A 23,675-nucleotide genomic window follows, 5' to 3' on the forward strand; every position below is an offset into this window, starting at 1 on the left:
TCCGATGGTATTGCCTGGGCATGTAAGCCCGCGTTACCTGAGGTTAACGCAGGCCCGCGTGCTCAGCGGCGGCGCAGAATGAAATCCCGGATCCGCTGCGCGGCTTCCACGCATTCCGCCAACGGCGCAACCAGCGCCAGGCGTACACGCCCGGCGCCAGGGTTGACCCCACCCACTTCCCGCGACAGGTACGAGCCCGGTACCACGGTGACATGTTCTTCCACGAACAAGTCGCGGCAGAACGCGGCGTCGTCGCCATTCACATTGGGCCACAGGTAAAAACCGCCGTCCGGGTGTTGCACGTCCAGCACCGGCTTGAGGATCGCCAGCACGGCGTCGAATTTTTCGCGGTACAGGTCGCGGTTGGCCAAGACGTGGGCCTCGTCCTGCCAGGCCGCGATGCTGGCCAGTTGGGTTTGCACCGGCATCGCGCAGCCGTGGTAAGTGCGGTAGAGCAGAAACGCCTTGAGGATTTCGGCGTCGCCAGCCACGAAACCGGAGCGCAGCCCAGGGAGGTTGGAACGCTTGGACAGGCTGTGGAACACCACGCAACGCTTGAAGTCCTGGCGGCCCAGTTCGACGCAGGCGCTCAGCAGGCCCGGTGGCGGGGTTTGTTCGTCGAAGTACAGCTCGCTGTAGCACTCGTCGGCGGCGATCACGAAGTCATGTTCGTCGGCCAGGGCGATGAGCTTTTTCAGGGTGTCGACCGGGATCAGTGCGCCGGTCGGGTTGCCGGGTGAACACAGGAACAGGATCTGGCAGCGTTTCCAGATGTCCGGCGAGACCGCATCGAAATCCGGATTGAAGCCATTGGCGTCCAGGCACGGCAGGTAATGCGGCTTGGCTCCGGCCAGGAACGCGGCGCCTTCGTAGATCTGGTAGAACGGGTTCGGGCTGACCACCAGTGCGTCGTCGCCGCGGTTGACCACGGTTTGGGTGAAGGCGAACAGGGCCTCGCGGGTGCCGTTGACCGGCAGGATGTTGCGCGCCGGGTCGAGCCAGCCCTTGGGCACGTGGAAGCGGCGTTCGCACCAGGCGCCGATGGCCTCGCGCAATGCGGGAATACCCAAGGTGGTCGGGTAAACCGCCATCTGATCAAGGTTGTTGCTCAGCGCTTCGGCGACAAACGTCGGAGATTTATGCTTGGGTTCGCCGATAGACAGTGCAATCGGGCGTTTATCCGGGTTCGGCGTGACACTGCCGAGCAGGGCGCGCAGTTTCTCGAAGGGGTAGGGCTGCAGTTGGTTCAGGGCGTTGTTCATCGAAAGTCTCGTCAAATTCGGTTGAAAACAGTCGGTCTGCCAGGCAAAGCAATTCAAATGTGGGAGCGGGCTTGCTCGCGAATGCGGTCTTTCAGTTAATCAATGGGTGGCTGACACACCGCTTTCGCGAGCAAGCCCGCTCCCACACAATCAAATGCTCAGGCGCGTCAGTTCGACGCCAGGTTCCAGGGTCACGCTCAACTGCTGCACGATCGCATCCTGCAGGCGGCGACACAGTTCCGGGTCGGATAACGGCTGGTTGTCGGCATCGGTTATGAAGAACACGTCTTCCACGCGCTCGCCGAGGGTGGCGATCTTGGCGTTCTGCAGCGACAGGTCGAACTCCAGGAAAATACCGCCGATGCGGGCCAGCAGGCCGGGGCGATCCGGGGCGCTGAGTTCCAATACCGTCACCGGGCGCTGGGCGTCATTGGAAATGGTCACCTGAGGCGCAAACGCAAAATGCTTGAGCTGGCGCGGCACCCGGCGCTGGATGATGGTCGGGTAGTCGTCAGGGTTGCGCAGGGCCTCGGTCAGGCCTTCGCGGATCTTTTTCACACGCGCCGGGTTGTCGCCAATCGACTCGCCCTCGGTGTCGAGCACGATGTAGGTGTCGAGGGTGAACTGGCTGCTGGAGGTGATGACCCGTGCGTCATGAATGTTGAGGTTGAGCTGGTCCATGGCGGCCACGGTCACGGCGAAGAAATCATGCTGGTCGGGGGCATAGATGAAGATTTGCGTACCGCCCTCGAACTCGCGCTGCGTGGTTTCCTTGATCAGCACCAGCGGGCCGCCATCGGCGGGCTGTTGCAGGATCGCGTCGGTGTGCCAGGCCACGTCGCCAGCGGTGTGGCGCAGGAAGTAATCGTCGCCCAGTTGCGACCACAGTTGCTCGACATCGTCCGGGTCGTTGCCGCCGCGCACCAATATATCCAGGGCCGCGCTTTGGGTGCGGCGGATCTGCTCCTCGCGGTCCACCGGGTTTTCCAGGCCGCGGCGCAAGGCGCGTTTGGTCTCGGTGTACAGCTGGCGCAGCAGGCTGGCGCGCCAGGAGTTCCAGAGCGTCGGGTTGGTGGCGTTGATGTCGGAGACGGTCAGCACGTAGAGATAATCGAGGTGAGTTTCATCGCCAACAATCTGCGCAAAATCGTGGATCACCTGCGGATCGGACAAGTCTTTGCGCTGGGCAGTGGTCGACATCACCAAGTGGTTCTGTACCAGCCAGACGATCAGGCGGCTGTCCCACAACGGCAACTGATGGCGCTGGCAGAAGGCCTCGGCATCCACCGCGCCAATTTCAGAGTGATCGCCATGCCGGCCCTTGCCGATGTCGTGGTACAGACCGGCCAGGTAGATCAGCTCGGGCTTGGGCAGCTTGGCCATGAGCTTGCTGGCCAGCGGGAATTTCTCTGACACCTGGGTGTATTGCAGCTTACGCAGGTGCTTGATCAGGTTCAGCGTGTGGGCGTCCACGGTATAAATGTGGAACAGGTCATGCTGCATCTGCCCGACGATAAAACCGAACTCCGGCAGGTAGCGCCCGAGGATGCCGTAGCGGTTCATGCGCCGCAGGTTGCGGTGGATGCCGATCTTGCACTTGAACAGCTCGATAAACAGGCTGGTGTTACGGATATCGTTGCGGAAGTCGTCGTCGATCAGGTGTCGGTTTTCCCGCAGCAGGCGAATGGTGTCGGCGCGCACGCCTTTGATCTCCGGCTGCTGGGCCATCAGCACGAAGATTTCCAGCATGGCGAACGGCGTGCGGCGGAACACGTTGTCGTTGCGTGCCTCGATATAGCCGTCGTGCAGCTGGAAGCGCGAATTGATCGGTTGCGGCGGTGCTTCGTCTTCGGGGGCGAGGATCACCTCTTCGAAGTGCTGGATAATCAGGTCGCTGAGCTGGGCAATGCTCATGACCACGCGGTAATACTGCTGCATGAAGCTTTCGATGCTGGTCTTTGCGTCTTCGCCCTCAAAACCCAACAAGGTCGCGATGGAGCGTTGATGGTCGAACAGCAGGCGGTCTTCGGAGCGCCCGGCAAGCATGTGCAGGGCGTAGCGCACTTTCCAGAGGAATTCCTGGGACGAGGCCAGCAGGGCGTTTTCGCTCTCCACCAAAAAGCCTTCGCCGGCCAGGGCGCGCAGGTTAAGGGTGCCGTACTGGCGCCTTGCAACCCACAGAATCGTCTGGATATCGCGCAGCCCGCCCGGTGAGCCCTTGACGTTGGGCTCCAGGTTGTACTCGGTGTCGTTGTACTTGTGGTGCCGGGCCTTCTGCTCGGCCCGCTTGGCCAGGAAAAAGTCCTTGCTCGGCCACATGTGCGCGGTGCTGGTGACCTCAAGCATGTGCTGGCGCAGGCGCTCGGGGCCGGCGATGGTGCGGCTCTCCATCAGGTTGGTAATGACCGTCAGGTCGGCGCGGGCCTCCTGGGCACACTCGTCGACCGAGCGCACGCTCTGCCCGACTTCCAGGCCGATGTCCCACAACAGCGTGAGAAAACGCTCGATGGAATCGCGAAAGATCTCGTGGTCGGCGCTTTCGAGCAGGATCAGCAAGTCGATGTCGGAGTAGGGGTGCAACTCACCGCGACCGTAGCCGCCGACCGCCACCAGCGCGATGTTGGCGTCTTCGCTCCAACTGAACTGCTCCCAGGCCTTCTGCAGGATGTTGTCAACGAACCAGGCGCGGTCCTCGATCAGCCGGCGGATGTCCCGGCCGCTGCGAAATCGCGCATCAAGCACCTCGCGGGCCTGGCGGATAGCCTTTTTGAACGCGGCGATGGGGCTTGCCTTCAAGGCCAGCTCGGCCTGGAACTGGCCACGGTCGAAGAGTTCGGGATCCACCTGGGGCATCGATCGGCTTTCCTTTCTATGTGTCAGTCAGTCATTACGCGGTGGGAAAACCTTTCCTGCCTTCACGCCGATACGCGTGGGATCGTGTCGTCGGCGCGCAGGGTGAAGATCTCATAGCCGGTTTCGGTCACCAGCAGGGTGTGTTCCCATTGGGCCGAGAGCTTGCGGTCCTTGGTGATGGCGGTCCAGCCGTCGCCCAGCACCTTGGTGTCGGCCTTGCCCTGGTTGATCATCGGCTCGATGGTAAATGTCATGCCGGCCTTCAGCTCCATGCCGGTGCCGGCACGGCCGTAGTGCAGGATCTGCGGCTCTTCGTGGAACACGGTGCCGATACCGTGGCCGCAGAATTCGCGCACCACCGAGAAACCGTTCTTTTCCGCGTGCTTTTGGATCACTTCGCCGATGTCGCCCAGGCGGCAGCCGGGCTTGACGATTTCGATGGCCTTGTACATGCATTCCTGGGTGACCTGGGACAAGCGCTCGGCCCACGGCGCAACGGTGCCGACATGGAACATGCGGCTGGTGTCGCCGAAGTAGCGGTCCTTGATCACGGTGACGTCGATGTTCAGGGTGTCGCCGTCCTTCAGCGGCTTGTCACCCGGAATCCCGTGGCAGACCACGTGGTTGACCGAGGTGCAGATCGATTTGGGGAAGCCCTTGTAGTTCAGCGGCGCAGGGATCGCGCCTTGCACGTTGACTATATAGTCGTGGCAGATCTGGTTCAGGGTTTCGGTGGTGACGCCGGGCTTGACGTGCTCGGCGATCATTTCCAGCACGTCGGCGGCCAGTTTGCCGGCAATGCGCATGCCGGCGATGTCTTCGGCGGTTTTCAAACTCACGGTCATACAGGCTCTCTCTGGCGTAATACGCCGAAATCAATTCGGTTTACGGGCGTGCGACAAAAGGTTGCAGAATTCGCACAAGCCACAAAAAACGCGATTCTAACAGACGATGGCGTCAAATCATGAGCCTCTGATGATCGCTTCTCTCTATGAGGTAGGGGGATGTCGGCTCTATTCAAGGGGTTACATGAAGGCCGTCGGCGGCAAATGTGATTGCGTGTTCCGTTTTAGCCGATGCTGTGGTATAAAATGCGCCGCTTTCCGGGGATACCCCGCAGAGCTTAAATCCACACACGTGTCGACACGATGACCTGGGTGCCGGAGGCTTGAAGCCGCTGGTTGGTCATTGGGATACGTGGAGGCCAAACCCGACTTATTAAGGAACTATCATGTCCCAAGTCAACATGCGCGATATGCTGAAGGCCGGTGTGCACTTCGGTCACCAGACCCGTTACTGGAACCCGAAAATGGGCAAGTACATTTTCGGCGCACGTAACAAGATCCACATCATCAACCTTGAAAAAACCCTGCCGATGTTCAACGAAGCTTTGACTTTCGTAGAGCGCCTGGCCCAGGGCAAAAACAAGATTCTGTTCGTCGGCACCAAGCGTTCCGCTGGCAAGATCGTTGCTGAAGAAGCAGCACGTTGCGGCTCGCCGTACGTCGATCACCGCTGGTTGGGCGGCATGCTGACCAACTTCAAGACCATCCGTGCTTCCATCAAGCGTCTGCGTGACCTTGAAGTGCAAGCCGAAGACGGTACCTTCGCCAAGCTGACCAAGAAAGAGGCGCTGATGCGCACTCGCGACCTGGAAAAGCTCGATCGTTCCCTGGGTGGTATCAAGGACATGGGCGGTCTGCCTGACGCACTGTTCGTTATCGACGTTGATCACGAGCGCATCGCGATCACCGAAGCCAACAAGCTGGGCATCCCGGTTATCGGCGTAGTCGATACCAACAGCAGCCCGGAAGGCGTTGACTACATCATCCCAGGCAACGATGACGCAATCCGCGCTATCCAGCTGTACATGGGTTCGATGGCTGACGCTGTAATCCGTGGCCGCAACCACGTTGCTGGTGGTACCGAGCAGTTCGTTGAAGAAGCTCCGGTAGCTGCCGCTGAGTAACTGACGCCCTGGCGTTGACTCAGTAAGCAAAAAGGGGGCTTGGCCCCCTTTTTGCCACCTCGAAAACCATTTGTCGGCAGCGCAGCTACATCATCTGTAACGTGCAGCGGCCTACAAGGGTGATTCGGGAAGAATTGATCGCCCGTTTGATCGGGTGGAATGGTTGAAAACCTATCCAAGAGGATTTTGAAATGGCAGAGATTACTGCAGCGTTGGTCAAAGAACTGCGTGAGCGTACCGGCGAAGGCATGATGGATTGCAAAAAGGCCTTGACCAAGGCCGGCGGCGACATCGAAAAAGCTATCGACGACATGCGTGCTTCCGGCGCCATCAAGGCTGCCAAGAAAGCAGGCAACGTAGCGGCTGAAGGCGCTATCGCCCTGAAAGAAGACGGCAAATCCGCCGTTCTGCTGGAAGTGAACTCCCAGACCGACTTCCTGGCTCTGCAGGACGACTTCAAGGCATTTGTTGCTGCCAGCGTTGAAAAAGCGTTTGCCGACAAACTGACTGACGCCGCTCCGCTGATCGAAGCTCAGGAAGCGGATCGCCTGGTACTGGTCGGCAAGGTTGGCGAAAACGTCAACATCCGTCGCCTGGTTCGCGTTGAAGGTGACGTAGTTGGTGGTTACCTGCACGGCAACAAGATCGGTGTAGCGGTTGTTCTGAAGGGCGGCACCGTTGAGCTGGCCAAAGACATCGCTATGCACGTAGCGGCCAGCAACCCTGAGTTCCTGCTGCCGTCGGAAGTGTCCGCTGACGCAATCGAACGTGAAAAAGCCGTGTTCCTGAGCCTGAACGCCGACAAGATCGCCGGCAAGCCAGAGAACATCGTTGAAAACATGATCAAGGGCCGTATCAGCAAGTTCCTGGCTGAAGCGAGCCTGGTTGAGCAGGCGTTCGTCAAGAACCCTGAAATCAAGGTCGGCGAACTGGCCAAGAAAGCCGGTGCTGAAATCGTTTCCTTCACTTACTTCAAAGTAGGCGAAGGCATCGAGAAGCCGGTCGACAACTTCGCTGAAGAAGTTGCCGCCCAGCTGGCTGCCGCCAAGCAATAAGACAGTTTCCAACTGTCGCCCGAAAGAGGCTGCCCGCTTACGCGCGCAGCCTCTTTTCAAATGGGAGGGCCGATTTTGATTGGCTTCCCTTCGGAACTGGCTTACAAAGCCGTGTTCCGATGGCGCTGTAGCAGCGTCCGCTGGAGTGAACGCAAGCCGTAAACGGCTCGCCATGAATTTTTAAAAAATACGCCGCAGGAGAGATTCGCAATGGCTCAGCAGGGCAGTGGTTATCAGGCTCGCTATAAACGCATTCTACTCAAGCTTAGCGGCGAGGCCCTGATGGGCTCGGAAGAGTTCGGGATCGATCCCAAGGTACTCGACCGCATGGCGCTGGAAGTCGGCCAACTGGTCGGCATCGGCGTACAGGTCGGCCTGGTGATCGGCGGCGGCAACCTGTTCCGTGGCGCGGCACTGAGTGCGGCCGGCATGGATCGGGTTACCGGCGACCACATGGGCATGCTGGCCACTGTGATGAACGCCCTGGCCATGCGCGACGCCCTGGAGCGTGCCAATATCTCGGCTATCGTGATGTCGGCTATTTCCATGGTGGGTGTGACCGATCACTATGATCGCCGCAAAGCCATGCGCCACCTGAACGCCAAGGAAGTGGTGATCTTCGCCGCCGGTACGGGTAACCCGTTCTTTACCACCGACTCGGCGGCGTGCCTGCGCGCGATCGAAATCGACGCCGATGTGGTGCTCAAGGCCACCAAGGTGGATGGCGTATACACCGCAGATCCGTTCAAAGACCCGCATGCCGAGAAGTTCGATCATCTGACCTACGATGAAGTGCTGGATCGCAAGCTGGGCGTGATGGACCTGACGGCTATCTGCCTGTGCCGCGACCACAAGATGCCGTTGCGCGTATTTAACATGAACAAGCCCGGCGCCCTGCTGAATATCGTACACGGCGGCGCAGAAGGGACTCTGATCGAGGAAGGCCAACAATGATCAACGAAATCAAGAAAGACGCTCAAGAGCGTATGCAGAAATCCCTGGACTCCCTGAACCATGCATTTGGTCAGATTCGTACAGGCAAGGCTCACCCCAGCATCCTGGGTAGCGTGATGGTGCCGTACTACGGCGCAGATACCTCCATCACCCAAGTGGCCAACATCACCGTAAAAGACTCGCGCACCCTGCAGGTCGTGGCCTTCGAGCGCAACATGCTCGGTGCCGTCGATAAGGCCATCCAGAGTGCGGGCCTGAACCTCAACCCGACCAACCTGGGCGAGTTGCTGCTGATCTCCATGCCGGCGCTGACCGAAGAAACCCGCAAGGGCTTCACCAAGCAGGCCCGCAGTGCGGCCGAAGATGCGCGCGTTGCCGTGCGCAACATCCGTCGCGATGCGCTGGGCGACCTGAAGAAGCTGGTCAAGGACAAGGAGATCAGCGAAGACGAAGAGCGTCGTGCGGTTGCTGATATCGACAAGTTGACCAAGGACGCCGAGGCCCAGATCACCAAGGCCACGGAAGAAAAAGAAAAGGACCTGATGGCCGTATAAGGGGTCAGGAAGCCTTCATGGAAAAGACCAAGCAGACTGTACCCTCCGTGGTGCCGCGCCATGTCGCGATCATCATGGATGGGAATAATCGCTGGGCGAAGAAACGCTTCATGCCGGGCGTCGCCGGGCATAAAGCGGGTGTCGATGCGGTACGGGCTGTGATCGAGGTATGTGCCGAGGCCAAGGTCGAAGTGTTGACCTTGTTCGCCTTCTCCAGTGAAAACTGGCAACGGCCGGCCGAAGAAGTCAGTGCCTTGATGGACCTGTTCTTCAAGGCCTTGCGTCGTGAGGCCAAGCGCCTCAACGACAACAACATCAGCCTGCGCATCATTGGCGACCGCTCGCGCTTCCACCCGGAACTGCAGGCTGCCATGCGTGAAGCCGAGGCGATTACTGCCGGTGCCAATCGTTTTGTGCTGCAGATCGCAGCCAATTACGGTGGCCAGTGGGATATCGCCCAGGCCGCACAGCGGTTGGCCCGTGAAGTGCAAGCCGGTCATCTGCGACCCGACGACATCACGCCCGAATTGTTGCAAACCTGCCTGGTCACCGGCGACCTGCCACTGCCGGACTTGTGCATCCGTACCGGTGGCGAGCACCGCATCAGCAATTTCCTGTTGTGGCAGCTGGCCTACACTGAGCTGTACTTCTCCGACCTGTTCTGGCCGGACTTCAAACACGATGCCATGCGTAATGCATTGGCCGATTTCGCTTCCCGTCAGCGTCGCTTCGGTAAAACGAGTGAGCAGATCGAAGCTGGAGCCCGGGTTTAAATGCTTAAACAACGAATCATCACAGCCCTGATCCTGTTGCCGATCGCCTTGTGCGGGTTTTTCCTGCTCGAGGGTTCCGGCTTTGCGCTGTTTATCGGCCTGGTCGTCACCCTGGGTGCCTGGGAATGGGCGCGCCTGGCGGGTTTCAATGCCCAATTGCCGCGCGTGGTGTATGCCGCCGTCGTGGCCGTCCTGGCGTTTCTCCTGTACATCCTGCCGGACCTTGCGCCGTGGGTGTTGGGGGCGGCAGTCCTGTGGTGGGCGCTGGCGACATTCCTGGTATTGACCTATCCGCGTACCAGCGGCAAGTGGTCCAGTGTGGCCTGCAAGCTGGTGATCGGGCTATTGATCCTGCTGCCGGCATGGCAAGGGCTGGTGGAGATCAAGCGTTATCCGATGGGTAACTGGCTGATCCTGGCGGTCATGGTGCTGGTCTGGGGTGCCGACATCGGTGCGTACTTCTCGGGTCGGGCGTTCGGCAAGCGTAAGCTGGCGCCCGCGGTCAGCCCGGGCAAGAGCTGGGAGGGCGTGTACGGCGGCCTGGCATTGACGCTGGTGATCGCGTTGGTGGTCGGCGTTGTGCGTGGTTGGGCGGTGAAGGAGATCTTCCTGGCGCTGCTGGCCACCGCCATTGTCGTGTTCATCTCCGTGGTCGGTGACCTCACCGAAAGCATGTTCAAGCGTCAGGCCGGGGTCAAGGACAGCAGCAACCTGTTGCCGGGCCATGGCGGCGTGCTTGACCGTATCGATAGCCTGACGGCCGCGATCCCGATCTTTGCCGTGCTGTTGTGGATGACGGCTTCGTGAGCCGCCTGCAACAGGTGACCGTGCTGGGTGCAACCGGCTCGGTGGGGCTGAGCACCCTGGACGTGATTGCTCGTCATCCTGATCGCTATCAAGTCTTCGCCCTCACCGGTTTCAGCCGTTTGAGCGAGTTGCTGGCGTTGTGCGTTCGACATGCGCCGCGCTTCGCCGTAGTACCTGAGGCCGCTGCGGCCCGGGGGTTGCAGGACGATCTGCGGGCTGCGGGGCTGGCTACTCAAGTCTTGGTCGGGGAGGAGGGGCTGTGCCAGGTGTCGGCTGCTGCCGAAGTGGATACCGTGGTCGCCGCTATCGTGGGGGCTGCGGGCTTGCGCCCGACCCTGGCCGCCGTCGATGCGGGCAAGAAGATTCTGTTGGCCAACAAAGAGGCGCTGGTCATGTCCGGCGCGCTTTTCATGCAGGCGGTGCGTAAAAGCGGCGCCGTGCTGCTGCCCCTCGACAGCGAACACAACGCAATCTTCCAGTGCATGCCCGGTGACTATGCTCGCGGCTTGAGCCAGGTTGGCGTGCGTCGGATTCTGCTGACCGCCTCCGGCGGGCCGTTTCGGCAAACCCCACCGGCGGAGCTTGAGCATGTGTCGCCCGACCAGGCGTGCGCCCACCCGAACTGGTCCATGGGGCGCAAGATTTCAGTCGACTCGGCTAGCATGATGAACAAGGGATTGGAGCTGATCGAGGCGTGCTGGTTGTTCGATGCACGTGCGGAGCAGATTGAAGTGGTGATTCACCCGCAGAGTGTGATTCATTCCCTGGTCGACTACGTGGACGGTTCGGTCCTGGCGCAGTTGGGCAACCCCGATATGCGCACGCCGATTGCCAATGCGTTGGCCTGGCCGGAGCGGATCGACTCCGGCGTGGCGCCCCTGGACCTGTTTGCGGTGGCCCGTCTGGACTTCGAGGCGCCGGACGAACAGCGCTTCCCTTGTTTGCGCCTGGCGCGGCAAGCTGCGCAAGTGGGTAACAGTGCGCCGGCGATGCTCAATGCGGCCAATGAAGTGGCGGTGGCGGCGTTTCTTGAGCGGCGCATCCGCTTTCCACAGATCGCGAGTATCATCGAGGACGTCCTGGCGCTCGAACCTGTCGTGCCGGTGGATGATCTGGGCACGGTATTCGAAGTCGACACCAAGGCCCGAGCCCTGGCGGGGCAATGGCTGAGCCGCAATGCGCGTTAGTTTGCAGGCGGGTTTTCAGCCGTCAGGCACTGGATTGGAATGCGGAGAAATTAGATGAGTGCGCTTTACATGATTGTCGGCACCCTGGTTGCTCTGGGCGTGCTGGTTACCTTCCACGAATTCGGCCACTTCTGGGTGGCGCGTCGGTGCGGCGTCAAGGTATTGCGCTTTTCAGTCGGTTTCGGCATGCCGCTGTTGCGCTGGCATGACCGCCGTGGCACCGAGTTCGTGATTGCGGCCATTCCGTTGGGCGGCTACGTCAAGATGCTCGATGAGCGCGAAGGCGAAGTGCCGGCCGACCAGCTGGACCAGTCCTTCAATCGCAAGACCGTTCGTCAGCGTATTGCCATTGTCGCCGCCGGCCCGATTGCCAACTTCCTGTTGGCGATGGTGTTTTTCTGGGTCTTGGCCATGCTGGGCAGCGAGCAGGTACGTCCGGTCATCGGCGCGGTCGAGCCGGACAGTATTGCCGCCAAGGCCGGTTTGGTAGTTGGGCAGGAAATTGTATCGATTGATGGCGAACCCACCACGGGCTGGGGCGCGGTCAATTTGCAGCTGGTGCGTCGTCTCGGCGAAAGCGGCACGGTCAATGTTGTGGTGCGCGAGCAGGATTCCACCACCGAAACCCCGCGGGAGCTGGCTCTCGATCAGTGGCTCAAGGGCGCTGACGAGCCTGATCCGATCAAGTCCCTGGGCATACGTCCATGGCGTCCGGCCCTGCCGCCGGTGTTGGCTGAGCTGGATCCGAAAGGTCCGGCCCAGGCCGCAGGCCTCAAGACCGGTGATCGCCTGCTGGCCCTCGATGGCCAGGCGCTGGGTGACTGGCAGCAGGTGGTCGACCTGGTTCGCGTACGTCCTGATACTAAAATTGTGCTGAAAGTTGAGCGCGAAGGTGCTCAAATCGACGTCCCCGTGACCCTGTCGGTGCGTGGGGAGGCCAAGGCGGCTGGGGGTTACCTGGGTGCCGGGGTCAAAGCAGTCGATTGGCCGCCATCGATGGTGCGCGAGGTCAGTTACGGGCCGTTGGCAGCGATTGGCGAGGGTGCAAAACGCACCTGGACCATGAGTGTGCTGACCCTCGACTCCCTCAAGAAAATGTTGTTCGGCGAGCTCTCGGTAAAAAACTTGAGTGGACCGATAACCATTGCTAAAGTGGCGGGCGCTTCTGCCCAGTCGGGTGTCGCGGATTTCCTGAATTTCCTGGCTTATCTGAGTATCAGCCTGGGTGTTCTGAATTTGTTGCCCATTCCAGTATTGGATGGGGGGCATCTGTTGTTTTATCTGGTCGAGTGGGCGCGTGGTCGTCCCTTGTCGGATCGGGTGCAGGGTTGGGGGATACAGATCGGTATCAGTTTGGTGGTCGGGGTGATGTTATTAGCCTTGGTCAACGATCTGGGTCGACTGTAACGCTTCGCTGAATTGCGAATCTGCCGCATTTTGCGGCAGTTTGTTTATTGCCAGTTGGAATAAGAAAGGACTTCATGAAACGTCTGCTGCTAACTGCGGTTCTCACCGTATTGATGATCGCCGAAGTTCACGCCGAGTCCTTCACCATCTCCGATATTCGCGTCAACGGCCTCCAGCGGGTTTCCGCGGGTAGCGTCTTTGGTGCCTTACCGTTGAACGTCGGTGAACAGGCTGATGACCGTCGCCTGGTGGAATCCACTCGTGCGCTGTTCAAAACCGGTTTCTTTCAAGACATCCAGCTGGGTCGCGAAGGCAACGTCCTGGTCATCACCGTGGTCGAGCGGCCTTCCGTCGCCAGTATCGAGATCGAAGGCAACAAGGCGATCTCCACTGAAGACCTCATGAAAGGCCTGAAGCAATCCGGCCTGGCCGAGGGCGAGATCTTCCAGCGCGCCACCCTCGAAGGTGTACGTAACGAGCTGCAACGCCAGTACGTTGCCCAAGGTCGCTATTCCGCGACCGTGGAAACGGAAGTGGTGCCGCAGCCGCGCAACCGTGTCGGCCTCAAGGTCAACATCAACGAAGGCACCGTGGCGGCCATCCAGCACATCAACGTGGTGGGCAATACCAAGTTCGCCGACGATGACCTGATCGACCTGTTCGAACTCAAGACCACCAACTGGCTGTCGTTCTTCAAGAACGATGACAAGTACGCTCGTGAAAAACTCTCTGGTGACCTGGAGCGCCTGCGTTCCTACTACCTGGACCGTGGCTATATCAACATGGATATCGCTTCGACCCAGGTGTCCATCACCCCGGACAAAAAGCACGTCTACATTACGGTCAACGTCAACGAAGGCGAGAAGTACAAGGTTCGTGACGTGAAGCTCAGCGGCGACCTGAAAGTGCCTGAAGACCAGGTCAAGGCGCTGCTGCTGGTGCAGAAGGACCAGGTGTTCTCGCGCAAGCTGATGACCACTACGTCCGAACTGATCACCCGCCGCCTGGGTAACGAAGGTTATACCTTCGCCAACGTCAACGGCGTGCCGACCCCGCACGATGACGACCACACAGTGGACATCACTTTCGTGGTCGATCCAGGCAAGCGTGCCTACGTGAACCGCATCAACTTCCGTGGCAACACCAAGTCCTCGGACGAAGTGCTGCGTCGGGAAATGCGCCAGATGGAAGGTGGCTGGGCCTCGACGTACCTGATCGACCAGTCCAAGACCCGTCTTGAGCGCCTGGGCTTCTTCAAGGAAGTCAACGTCGAAACCCCGGCCGTACCGGGTGTGGATGACCAGGTCGACGTGAACTACGCCGTCGAAGAGCAGGCATCGGGTTCGATCACCGCCAGCGTGGGCTTCGCACAAAGTGCCGGCCTTATCCTGGGTGGTTCGATCACCCAGAACAACTTCCTGGGTACTGGTAACCGAGTGTCCATCGGCCTGACCCGAAGCGAATACCAGAGCCGATACAACTTCGGTTATACCGACCCCTACTGGACTGCAGACGGTGTGAGCCTGGGCTACAACGCCTTCTACCGCACCACCGACTACAAAGACCTCGACGTCGACGTTGCAAGCTATGCAATCGACAGCCTGGGTGCCGGTGTCAACGTGGGTTACCCGATCAGTGAGACCTCGCGCCTGACCTTCGGCCTCACTGCGCAACAGGATGAGATCAAGACCGGCGTCTACACCGTGGACGAAATCTTTGACTTCACCCGTCGTGAAGGTGACAAGTTCCTCAACTTCAAGGCGTCTGCCGGCTGGTCCGAGTCGACCCTGAACAAAGGTGTATTGGCGACCCGTGGTCATTCCCAGAGCCTGACCCTGGAAACCACCACGCCGGGCAGCGACCTGTCGTTCTTCAAGCTCGACTACCGCGGCCAGTTGTTCACGCCGTTGAGCGACAACTACACCATGCGCCTGCACACTGAACTGGGTTATGGCGACGGTTACGGCTCCACCAACGGTCTGCCGTTCTACGAGAACTACTACGCGGGTGGCTTCAACTCCGTACGTGGTTTCAAGGACAGCACCCTGGGCCCGCGCGGTACGCCTAGCCGTGGCGTTGGTGTAACCGGTAACCAGGGTACAAATCCTGATTCGGATAATGACCCGCTGCCATTCGGTGGTAACGTCCTGATCCAGGGTGGTGCGGAAATCCTGTTCCCGCTTCCATTCGTGAAAGATCAGCGTTCCCTGCGGACTTCGGTCTTCTGGGATGTGGGTAACGTGTTCGACTCCAAGTGCGAGCAGATCACCAACCCTAGCGGCGTGAAGTCCGACACCAAGTGCAACGACGTGAGCCTCAGCAACCTCGCAAGCTCCGTGGGTGTGGGTGTGACCTGGGTGACCGCGCTTGGCCCATTGAGCTTTGCTCTGGCCATGCCGATCAAGAAACCGGATAACGCTGAAACCCAGATTTTCCAATTCTCCCTCGGCCAGACGTTCTAAGCGTCTGACCCAAGATAACGACAACGGATTCTGTAGGAGTACATCGTGCGTAAGTTGACTCAATTGGTTCTGCTGGCAACCGTGCTGGTAGCGACCCCGGCGTTCGCCGAAATGAAAATCGCCGTGCTGAACTATCAGATGGCGCTGCTGGAATCCGATGCGGCCAAGAAATACGCCGTGGATGCCGAGAAAAAATTTGGTCCGCAACTGACCAAGCTCAAGACGCTGGAAAGCAGCGCCAAAGGCATCCAGGATCGTCTGGTAGCCGGTGGCGACAAGATGCAGCAAGGCGAGCGCGAGCGTCTGGAGCTTGAGTTCAAGCAAAAGGCCCGTGACTACCAGTTCCAGTCCAAAGAGCTGAACGAAGCCAAAGCTGTTGCCGACCGTGAAATGCTGAAACAGCTGAAGCCGAAACTCGACAGCGCCGTGGAAGAAGTCATCAAGAAGGGTGCCTTTGACCTGGTGTTCGAGCGTGGCGCTGTAATCGACGTCAAGCCTCAATACGACATCACCCGTCAGGTGATCGAGCGCATGAACCAGCTGAAGTAAGCCATGACTGCGACTATCAAGCTCGGCGAGTTGGCCGAGTTCCTGGGGGCTACCTTGCGTGGCTCCCCGGAGAAAGAAATCACTGGGCTAGCCACCTTGCAGGAGGCTGGCCCAGCTCAGTTGAGCTTCCTCGCAAATCCTCAATACCGTAAATACCTGGTCGACAGCAGAGCCGCCGCCGTGTTGCTCAAAGCCGCTGACGCCGAGGGGTTTGCCGGGGAGACGCTGGTGGTGGACGACCCGTACCTGGCTTATGCGCGGGTGTCGCACCTGTTCGATCCAAAACCCAAGGCCTGCGGCGGTATTCATCCGTCTGCGGTGATTGCCGATGATGCCCAGGTTGACCCAACGGCCAGCATCGGTGCCTTTGCGGTGATCGAGAGCGGTGCGCGCATTGCGGCGGGCGTCACGGTCGGTGCTCATTGCTTTATCGGTGCGCGCTGTGAAATCGGCGCCGACGGTTGGCTCGCACCGCGCGTAACCCTGTACCACGATGTGCGTATCGGTGAGCGTGTGGTCATCCAATCGGGTGCCGTGATTGGTGGCGAAGGCTTTGGCTTTGCCAACGCCAAGGGCATCTGGAACAAGATTGCCCAGGTCGGCGGCGTAGTGATCGGCGACGACGTGGAGATTGGCGTGAACACGGCTGTCGATCGCGGGGCCCTGGCCGATACCGTGATCGGCAACGGCGTGAAGCTCGATAACCAGATCCAGATCGCCCACAACGTGCAGATTGGCGATCACACCGCCATGGCCGCCTGTGTGGGGATCTCCGGCAGCACCCGGATCGGCAAGCATTGCATGCTCGCCGGTGGCGTAGGGCTGGTAGGGCATATCGATATTTGCGACAACGTCTTCATCACTGGCATGACCATGGTCACCCACTCGATTACCGAACCCGGGGCCTATTCTTCCGGTACCGCCATGCAGCCTGCGGCTGAATGGCGCAAGAGTGCAGCGCGGTTGAGGCAGCTCGACGACATGGCGCGACGTCTCAAACAGCTGGAAAAGCGTGTTGGGGACGTGACCCCTGGCGGTAATGCTTCATCAGAAGGCTGATACCATTTCCATATCAAGTGTGCACAGCCGCTAGACTGCCTCCTTGATTTGCTAGCGGGGCGTGCGTTTAGTTCGCCCGCCCCCAATCTTTATTACAGGCTTCCCCCCGAAATGATGGACATCAACGAGATTCGCGAATACCTGCCTCACCGTTACCCGTTCCTGCTGGTGGATCGCGTAGTGGACCTCAACGTCGAGGAAAAGCGCATTCGTGCCTACAAGAATGTCAGCATCAACGAACCTTTCTTCAATGGTCACTTTCCCGCGCATCCCATCATGCCGGGCGTGCTGATCATCGAGGCGATGGCCCAGGCTGCCGGTATCCTTGGTTTCAAAATGCTCGACCTCAAGCCTGCCGATGGCACGCTCTACTATTTCGTGGGCTCCGACAAGCTGCGTTTCCGCAACCCGGTGACCCCGGGCGACCAGCTGATCCTGGAAGCCAAGTTCATCAGCTGCAAGCGCCAGATCTGGAAGTTCGAATGCCAGGCCTCGGTGGACGGCAAGCCAGTGTGCTCCGCCGAGATCATCTGTGCGGAACGCAAACTATGAGTTTGATTGACCCTCGCGCAATCATCGATCCGTCGGCCGTACTGGCCGCCGACGTTGAGGTCGGCCCCTGGTCGATCATCGGCGCAGGTGTGGAAATCGGCGAGGGGACTGTCATCGGGCCGCACGTGATCCTCAAAGGTCCGACCCGCATTGGCAAACACAATCGCATCTACCAGTTCTCCTCGGTAGGCGAAGACACCCCGGACATGAAGTACAAGGGTGAAGAAACGCGCCTGGTAATCGGTGATCACAACATCATCCGTGAAGGCGTGACCATTCACCGTGGCACCGTGCAGGATCGGGCCGAGACCACCCTGGGCGATCACAACCTGGTGATGGCCTACGCGCACATCGGTCATGACAGCGTGATCGGCAACCATTGCATCCTGGTCAACAACACCGCGCTGGCGGGCCATGTGCACGTTGATGACTGGGCAATCCTGTCCGGGTTCACCCTGGTGCATCAGTACTGCCATATCGGCGCACACAGCTTTTCCGGCATGGGCACCGCCATCGGCAAGGACGTTCCGGCGTTCGTCACGGTATTCGGCAACCCGGCCGAGGCCCGCAGCATGAACTTCGAGGGCATGCGCCGTCGCGGGTTCAGCGAAGAGGCCATCCATGCGTTGCGCCGCGCCTACAAGGTGGTTTACCGCCAGGGGCTCACCGTGGACCAGGCGTTGCTCCAACTGGCCGAGCCGGCAGCGGCGTTCCCGGAAGTTGCGGTGTTCCGTGACTCGATCCAGGCGTCGACTCGCGGCATCACCCGCTGATCATGGCTAATCTGCGTATCGCGCTGGTGGCCGGAGAAGCTTCCGGTGACATTTTGGGCGCAGGTCTTATGCGGGCCCTCAAGGCCCAGCATCCGGCGGTGGAGTTCATCGGGGTCGGCGGCCCGCTGATGCAGGCCGAAGGGCTCGTTTCCTATTTCCCCATGGAGCGCTTGTCGGTCATGGGGCTGGTGGAGGTGCTGGGCCGTCTGCGCGAGCTGCTGGCGCGGCGCAAGTTGCTGATCCAGACCCTGATCGAAGAAAAGCCCGACGTGTTTATCGGGATCGACGCGCCGGACTTCACCCTTACTATCGAACTCAAGTTGCGTCAGGCCGGGATCAAGACCGTGCACTACGTCAGCCCGTCCGTGTGGGCGTGGCGGCAGAAACGCGTGCTCAAGATCCGCGAAGGCTGCGACTTGATGCTGACCCTGCTGCCGTTCGAAGCCAGGTTCTACGAAGAAAAGGGCGTGCCGGTGAGGTTTGTCGGGCATACCCTGGCCGACACCATTCCATTGGAGGCTGACCGCGCCGCGGCGCGCGCCGAACTTGGCTTGCCCGCCGGCCCGCTGGTCGCGCTGATGCCCGGCAGTCGTGGTGGCGAAGTCGGGCGCCTTGCCTCGGTATTCTTTGACGCTGCCGAGCGCCTGCAAGCCTTGAAGCCAGGCGTCCGTTTCGTACTGCCCTGCGCGAGTCCGCAACGTCGTGCACAGATCGAAACGCTGCTTGAAGGCCGCAACCTGCCATTGACCTTGCTCGACGGCCAATCGCACCTGGCCCTGGCGGCCTGTGATGCGGTGCTGATCGCTTCGGGTACGGCAACGCTGGAGGCCTTGCTGTACAAGCGACCGATGGTCGTGGCTTACCGCCTGGCGCCGTTGACCTTCTGGATCCTCAAGCGCATGGTCAAAAGCCCTTATATTTCCTTGCCAAACTTGCTGGCCCAGCGCCTGTTGGTGCCGGAGTTGTTGCAGGACGATGCAACACCCGAGGCCCTCGCGAAAACCCTACTACCCTTGATTGACGGCGGTGAAGAACAGACCCGCGGTTTTGACGACATCCACCGCACCCTGCGCCGTGATGCGTCGAATCAGGCGGCGGACGCCGTATTGACCTTGATCGGCAAAAAACAGGAAGCTTTATGACGACGCAAATGGGCCTGGATTTCAGTCTGGTTGCCGAAGCCCACGAGCTGGTGGCCGGTGTTGACGAAGTCGGTCGCGGGCCTTTGTGCGGCGCTGTTGTCACGGCGGCGGTGATCCTCGATCCGAACCGCCCGATCCTGGGTCTCAACGACTCGAAGAAACTCACCGAAGCGCGCCGCGAAAAGCTCTACGACGAAATTTGTGAGAAGGCCCTGAGCTGGCATATCGCCCGTGCCGAGGTCGAAGAGATCGACGAGCTGAACATTCTCCACGCCACCATGCTTGCCATGCAGCGCGCGGTGGAAGGCCTGCACATCACCCCCAAGCTGGCGAAGATCGACGGCAACCGCTGTCCGAAACTGTCGATGCCGGCCGAGGCGGTCATTCAGGGCGACGGCAAGGTACCTGCCATCGCTGCGGCGTCGATCCTGGCCAAGGTCAGTCGCGACCGTGAAATGGCGGCGTTTGAACTGATCTACCCCGGCTACGGCATCGGTGGTCATAAAGGCTACCCGACGCCCGTTCATCTGGAAGCCCTGGCTCGCCTCGGACCGACGCCGATCCATCGCCGCTCCTTCGCCCCGGTGCGCCAGGCTTACGAGCTGCGCGAGAGCCTCATCGAGGTATAGCCGCAAGGCTGATGTTTTTGCCAGGGCCCGGTACAATCCGGGCCTTGCTGTCTTCAAAAACAGTTGTTTTCACCCAGTTGTCTCCACGTATAAGCACAGGATCATCATGCCGGCTTCATTCGTTCATCTACGCCTGCACACTGAATACTCCCTGGTCGACGGCCTGGTACGGATCAAACCGCTGGTCAAAACCCTGGTGGGCATGAATATGCCTGCGGTAGCGGTTACCGATCAGAACAACATGTGTTCCCTGGTCAAGTTCTACAAGAACGCCATGGGCGCCGGCATCAAGCCGATCTGCGGCGTCGACCTGTGGCTGTCGAACAAAGACCCTGACAACGCGTTGAGCCGCATCAGCCTGCTGGCGATGAATGGCGTGGGCTATCGCAACCTCACCGAACTGATTTCCCGTGGCTTTATCGACGGCCAGCGCAACGGCTCGATCATCATCGAGCGCGAATGGGTCGCCGAGGCCAGCGAGGGCGTGATCATGCTCTCGGCGGCCAAAGAGGGTGAGATCGGTCTCGCGCTGCTCGGCGGCAACCCGCACGAAGCCGAGGTGCTGGCCCGTGAGTGGATGCAGGTGTTCCCCGATCGTTTCTACCTGGAAGTGCAACGTACCAACCGCCCCAATGACGAAGAACATCTGCACGCCGCCGTGGCCCTGGCCGACAAGCTGGGCGCGCCGCTGGTGGCCACCAACGATGTGCGCTTCATCAAGAAGGAAGACTTCGAGGCCCACGAAACCCGCGTGTGCATCGGCGAGGGCCGGGCCCTGGACGACCCGCGCCGCTCAAAGAACTACAGCGAAGAGCAGTACCTCAAAAGCGCCGAGGAAATGGCCGAGCTGTTCAGTGACCTGCCCGAGGCCCTGGAAAACTCCGTCGAAATTGCCAAGCGCTGCAATATCGAAGTGAAACTGGGCAAGCACTTCCTGCCCAACTTCCCGATTCCCGATGGTATGACCATCGATGAGTACTTCCGCAAGGTGTCGTTCGATGGCCTGGAGGATCGCCTCAGCGTCCTGTTGCCCAAAGACACCACCGAAGACTACGAGGCCAAACGCCAGGTCTACGTCGACCGGTTGAATTTCGAGCTGGATATCATCATCCAGATGGGGTTCCCCGGTTACTTCCTGATCGTGATGGACTTTATCCAATGGGCCAAGAACAACGGCGTGCCGGTTGGCCCGGGCCGGGGGTCAGGTGCGGGCTCGCTGGTCGCCTATGTGCAGAAGATCACCGACCTCGACCCGTTGGAATATGACCTGCTGTTCGAACGCTTCCTGAACCCGGAACGGGTGTCCATGCCCGACTTCGACGTCGACTTCTGCATGGACGGCCGTGACCGCGTGATCGAATACGTGGCCGAGAAATACGGCCGCAACGCGGTCAGCCAGATCATCACCTTCGGCTCCATGGCCGCCAAGGCGGTGATCCGCGACGTGGCCCGTGTGCAGGGCAAGTCCTACGGCCTGGCCGATCGCCTGTCGAAGATGATCCCGTTCGAAGTTGGCATGACCCTCGAAAAGGCCTACGAGCAGGAAGAAATCCTGCGCGACTTCATCAAGGTCGATGAAGAAGCCGCCGAAATCTGGGACATGGCGCGCAAACTCGAAGGCGTGGTGCGTAACGTCGGTAAACACGCCGGTGGTGTGGTTATCGCCCCGACCAAGCTCACCGACTTTTCGCCGATCTATTGCGATGAAGAAGGCGACGGCCTGGTTACCCAGTTCGACAAGGACGACGTGGAAGCGGCCGGCCTGGTGAAGTTCGACTTCCTCGGCCTGCGCACCCTGACGATCATCGACTGGGCGCTCAAGACCATCAACCGCGACCGCGCCAAGGTGGGTGAAGCACCGCTGGATATCGCCTTTATCCCACTGGACGATAAGCCGACCTACAGCCTGCTGCAAAAAGCCGAAACCACTGCGGTGTTCCAGCTTGAGTCGCGCGGCATGAAGGAGCTGATCAAAAAGCTCAAGCCCGACTGCCTGGAAGACTTGATCGCACTGGTTGCCCTGTTCCGTCCGGGCCCGTTGCAATCGGGCATGGTGGACGACTTCATCAACCGTAAGCACGGCCGCGCCGAACTGGCATACCCGCACTCCGACTATCAATACGAAGGCCTAAAGCCCGTACTGGCACCGACCTACGGCATCATCCTGTATCAAGAGCAGGTGATGCAGATCGCCCAGGTGATGGCGGGTTACACCCTCGGCGGCGCGGACATGTTGCGTCGTGCCATGGGTAAGAAAAAACCCGAGGAAATGGCCAAGCAGCGCGGCGGTTTCATCGAGGGTTGCGCCACCAACAATATCGACGCGGACCTGGCCGGCAACATCTTCGACCTGGTGGAAAAATTCGCCGGTTACGGCTTCAACAAATCCCACTCCGCCGCCTACGGCCTGGTGTCGTACCAGACCGCCTGGCTGAAAGCCCACTACCCGGCGCCGTTCATGGCCGCGGTACTCTCGGCGGATATGCACAACACCGACAAGGTCGTTACCTTGATCGAGGAAGTGCGCACCATGAAGCTGCGCCTCGATGCGCCGGACGTGAACGCCTCGGAGTTCAAGTTCACGGTGAACGACGAAGGCCGCATCATCTATGGCCTCGGTGCGATCAAGGGCGTGGGCGAGGGCCCGGTGGAAGCCATCACCGAAGCGCGCCAGGACGGGCCGTTCAAGGACTTGTTCGACTTCTGCGCGCGGGTGGACCTCAAGCGCATCAACAAGCGAACCCTCGATGGCCTGATCCGTAGCGGTGCGCTCGACCGTCTCGGCCCGTACTTCCATGACGAGCCCAAGGCTTACCAGGCGAATATCGACCGCAACCGCGCGGTTTTGCTTGCCGCAATGGAAGAGGCGATAAAGGCCGCCGAACAGACCGCCCGCACCCATGACAGCGGCCACGCCGACCTGTTTGGCGGGTTGTTCGTCGAAGAAGATGCGGATGTGTACGCTAACCACCGCAAGGCCAAGGAACTGACCCTCAAGGAGCGTCTCAAGGGTGAGAAAGACACCCTGGGCCTGTACCTTACCGGCCATCCGATTGACGAATACGAAGGTGAAATCCGCCGGTTCGCCCGTCAGCGCATCATCGACCTGAAGCCTGCACGGGACACCCAGACCGTCGCCGGCATGATCATCGCCCTGCGGGTGATGAAAAACAAAAAGGGCGACAAGATGGGCTTCATCACCCTCGACGACCGCTCGGGCCGCATCGAAGCGTCACTGTTTGCCGACGCGTTCCACTCCGCCCAGTCGCTGCTGCAGACCGACGCCATGGTGGTGGTGGAAGGGGAGGTCAGCAACGATGATTTCTCCGGCGGCCTGCGCCTGCGGATCAAGCGGGTGATGAGCATGGAAGACGCGCGCACCAATTTGGCCGAGAGCCTGCGTTTGAAGGTCAAGACCGAAGCGCTCAAGGGCGATCAGCTACGCTGGTTGGGGGATTTGCTCAAACGCCACCGTGGCGCGTGCCCGGTGACCATGGAGTACACCGGCAACGACGCCAAGGCCATGTTGCAGTTTGGCGAGGCCTGGCGAATTGATCCCGCGGATGGCTTGATTCAGGCATTGCGTGACCAGTTCGGTCGTGACAACGTCTTCCTCCAATACCGTTGATGGCCAGGCGCTTTCTTTTTGAGCAGAAATCGCCTGATCTCGACGAAACATTTAATCTCG

The 23,675-nt window shown here is 60.0% G+C and carries 19 protein-coding genes; 16 read left to right on the plus strand and 3 right to left on the minus strand.

What is annotated here, in order from left to right; all coding sequences use genetic code 11:
* Positions 1-62: 62 nt before the first annotated feature.
* The 3 genes from dapC to map all read right to left on the minus strand — a co-directional run bounded on the left by dapC (position 63) and on the right by map (position 4,960).
* Positions 63-1,262 carry a succinyldiaminopimelate transaminase gene (gene dapC / locus H0Z09_RS14190; RefSeq protein ID WP_186691146.1) on the minus strand — a complete coding sequence of 400 codons (1,200 nt, stop codon included), beginning with the start codon at positions 1,260-1,262 and terminating at the stop codon, positions 63-65.
* A gap of 150 nt (positions 1,263-1,412) precedes the next feature.
* Positions 1,413-4,115, minus strand: a complete 2,703-nt coding sequence (locus H0Z09_RS14195) for a [protein-PII] uridylyltransferase (RefSeq protein ID WP_186691147.1) — start codon at positions 4,113-4,115, stop codon at positions 1,413-1,415.
* 62 nt (positions 4,116-4,177) lie between these two features.
* Positions 4,178-4,960, minus strand: coding sequence for a type I methionyl aminopeptidase (map, locus tag H0Z09_RS14200; protein WP_065893367.1), 783 nt, complete (start codon positions 4,958-4,960; stop codon positions 4,178-4,180).
* A 386-nt stretch (positions 4,961-5,346) separates the two neighbouring features.
* Between map and rpsB the strand changes: the two genes are divergently transcribed.
* The 16 genes from rpsB (at position 5,347) to dnaE (ending at position 23,615) form a co-directional block, all read left to right on the plus strand.
* Positions 5,347-6,084, plus strand: a complete 738-nt coding sequence (gene rpsB, locus H0Z09_RS14205) for a 30S ribosomal protein S2 (RefSeq protein WP_003219330.1) — start codon at positions 5,347-5,349, stop codon at positions 6,082-6,084.
* 191 nt (positions 6,085-6,275) lie between these two features.
* Positions 6,276-7,139: a translation elongation factor Ts gene (gene tsf, locus H0Z09_RS14210; RefSeq protein WP_024073825.1), complete on the plus strand. Its 864-nt coding sequence runs from the start codon at positions 6,276-6,278 to the stop codon at positions 7,137-7,139.
* A 210-nt stretch (positions 7,140-7,349) separates the two neighbouring features.
* Entirely contained in the window at positions 7,350-8,093 is a 744-nt protein-coding gene (pyrH, locus tag H0Z09_RS14215) for a UMP kinase (protein WP_003172271.1), read from the plus strand.
* Positions 8,090-8,647 (plus strand): ribosome recycling factor, encoded by a 558-nt coding sequence (gene frr / locus H0Z09_RS14220; RefSeq protein WP_049709667.1) that lies wholly within the window; start codon positions 8,090-8,092, stop codon positions 8,645-8,647. Before pyrH ends, frr begins: the two co-directional genes overlap by 4 nt.
* Before the next feature lie 17 nt (positions 8,648-8,664).
* Positions 8,665-9,420: a polyprenyl diphosphate synthase gene (gene uppS, locus H0Z09_RS14225; protein WP_016974405.1), complete on the plus strand. Its 756-nt coding sequence runs from the start codon at positions 8,665-8,667 to the stop codon at positions 9,418-9,420.
* The gene (locus H0Z09_RS14230; protein ID WP_186691148.1) at positions 9,421-10,227 is read left to right on the plus strand and encodes a phosphatidate cytidylyltransferase; all 807 of its coding nucleotides are present in this window, start codon (positions 9,421-9,423) and stop codon (positions 10,225-10,227) included.
* Positions 10,224-11,414: a 1-deoxy-D-xylulose-5-phosphate reductoisomerase gene (gene ispC, locus H0Z09_RS14235; RefSeq protein ID WP_186691149.1), complete on the plus strand. Its 1,191-nt coding sequence runs from the start codon at positions 10,224-10,226 to the stop codon at positions 11,412-11,414. The genes H0Z09_RS14230 and ispC overlap by 4 nt, the downstream gene beginning before the upstream one ends.
* 54 nt (positions 11,415-11,468) lie before the next feature.
* Positions 11,469-12,821 carry a sigma E protease regulator RseP gene (gene rseP, locus H0Z09_RS14240; RefSeq protein ID WP_186691150.1) on the plus strand — a complete coding sequence of 451 codons (1,353 nt, stop codon included), beginning with the start codon at positions 11,469-11,471 and terminating at the stop codon, positions 12,819-12,821.
* Positions 12,822-12,895: 74 nt separating this feature from the next.
* Positions 12,896-15,283, plus strand: a complete 2,388-nt coding sequence (gene bamA, locus H0Z09_RS14245; protein ID WP_186691151.1) for an outer membrane protein assembly factor BamA — start codon at positions 12,896-12,898, stop codon at positions 15,281-15,283.
* A 45-nt stretch (positions 15,284-15,328) separates the two neighbouring features.
* Complete coding sequence (locus tag H0Z09_RS14250; RefSeq protein WP_003219314.1) at positions 15,329-15,832, plus strand: OmpH family outer membrane protein; 504 nt, start codon at positions 15,329-15,331, stop codon at positions 15,830-15,832.
* A gap of 3 nt (positions 15,833-15,835) precedes the next feature.
* Positions 15,836-16,891, plus strand: a complete 1,056-nt coding sequence (lpxD, locus tag H0Z09_RS14255) for a UDP-3-O-(3-hydroxymyristoyl)glucosamine N-acyltransferase (RefSeq protein ID WP_186691152.1) — start codon at positions 15,836-15,838, stop codon at positions 16,889-16,891.
* A 111-nt stretch (positions 16,892-17,002) separates the two neighbouring features.
* On the plus strand, positions 17,003-17,443 hold the full coding sequence (fabZ, locus tag H0Z09_RS14260) for a 3-hydroxyacyl-ACP dehydratase FabZ (RefSeq protein ID WP_003172281.1): 441 nt from the start codon (positions 17,003-17,005) through the stop codon (positions 17,441-17,443).
* The gene (gene lpxA, locus H0Z09_RS14265; RefSeq protein WP_186691153.1) at positions 17,440-18,216 is read left to right on the plus strand and encodes an acyl-ACP--UDP-N-acetylglucosamine O-acyltransferase; all 777 of its coding nucleotides are present in this window, start codon (positions 17,440-17,442) and stop codon (positions 18,214-18,216) included. Before fabZ ends, lpxA begins: the two co-directional genes overlap by 4 nt.
* Before the next feature lie 2 nt (positions 18,217-18,218).
* Entirely contained in the window at positions 18,219-19,358 is a 1,140-nt protein-coding gene (gene lpxB / locus H0Z09_RS14270; RefSeq protein WP_186691154.1) for a lipid-A-disaccharide synthase, read from the plus strand.
* Positions 19,355-19,987, plus strand: coding sequence for a ribonuclease HII (gene rnhB, locus H0Z09_RS14275; RefSeq protein WP_076950031.1), 633 nt, complete (start codon positions 19,355-19,357; stop codon positions 19,985-19,987). The genes lpxB and rnhB overlap by 4 nt, the downstream gene beginning before the upstream one ends.
* 106 nt (positions 19,988-20,093) lie before the next feature.
* Complete coding sequence (dnaE, locus tag H0Z09_RS14280) at positions 20,094-23,615, plus strand: DNA polymerase III subunit alpha (RefSeq protein WP_186691155.1); 3,522 nt, start codon at positions 20,094-20,096, stop codon at positions 23,613-23,615.
* Positions 23,616-23,675 lie beyond the last annotated feature (60 nt).

It is taken from the genome of Pseudomonas sp. SWRI18 (genome assembly GCF_014268345.1).
GTDB classification, from domain to species: Bacteria; Pseudomonadota; Gammaproteobacteria; order Pseudomonadales; family Pseudomonadaceae; genus Aquipseudomonas; species Aquipseudomonas cedrina.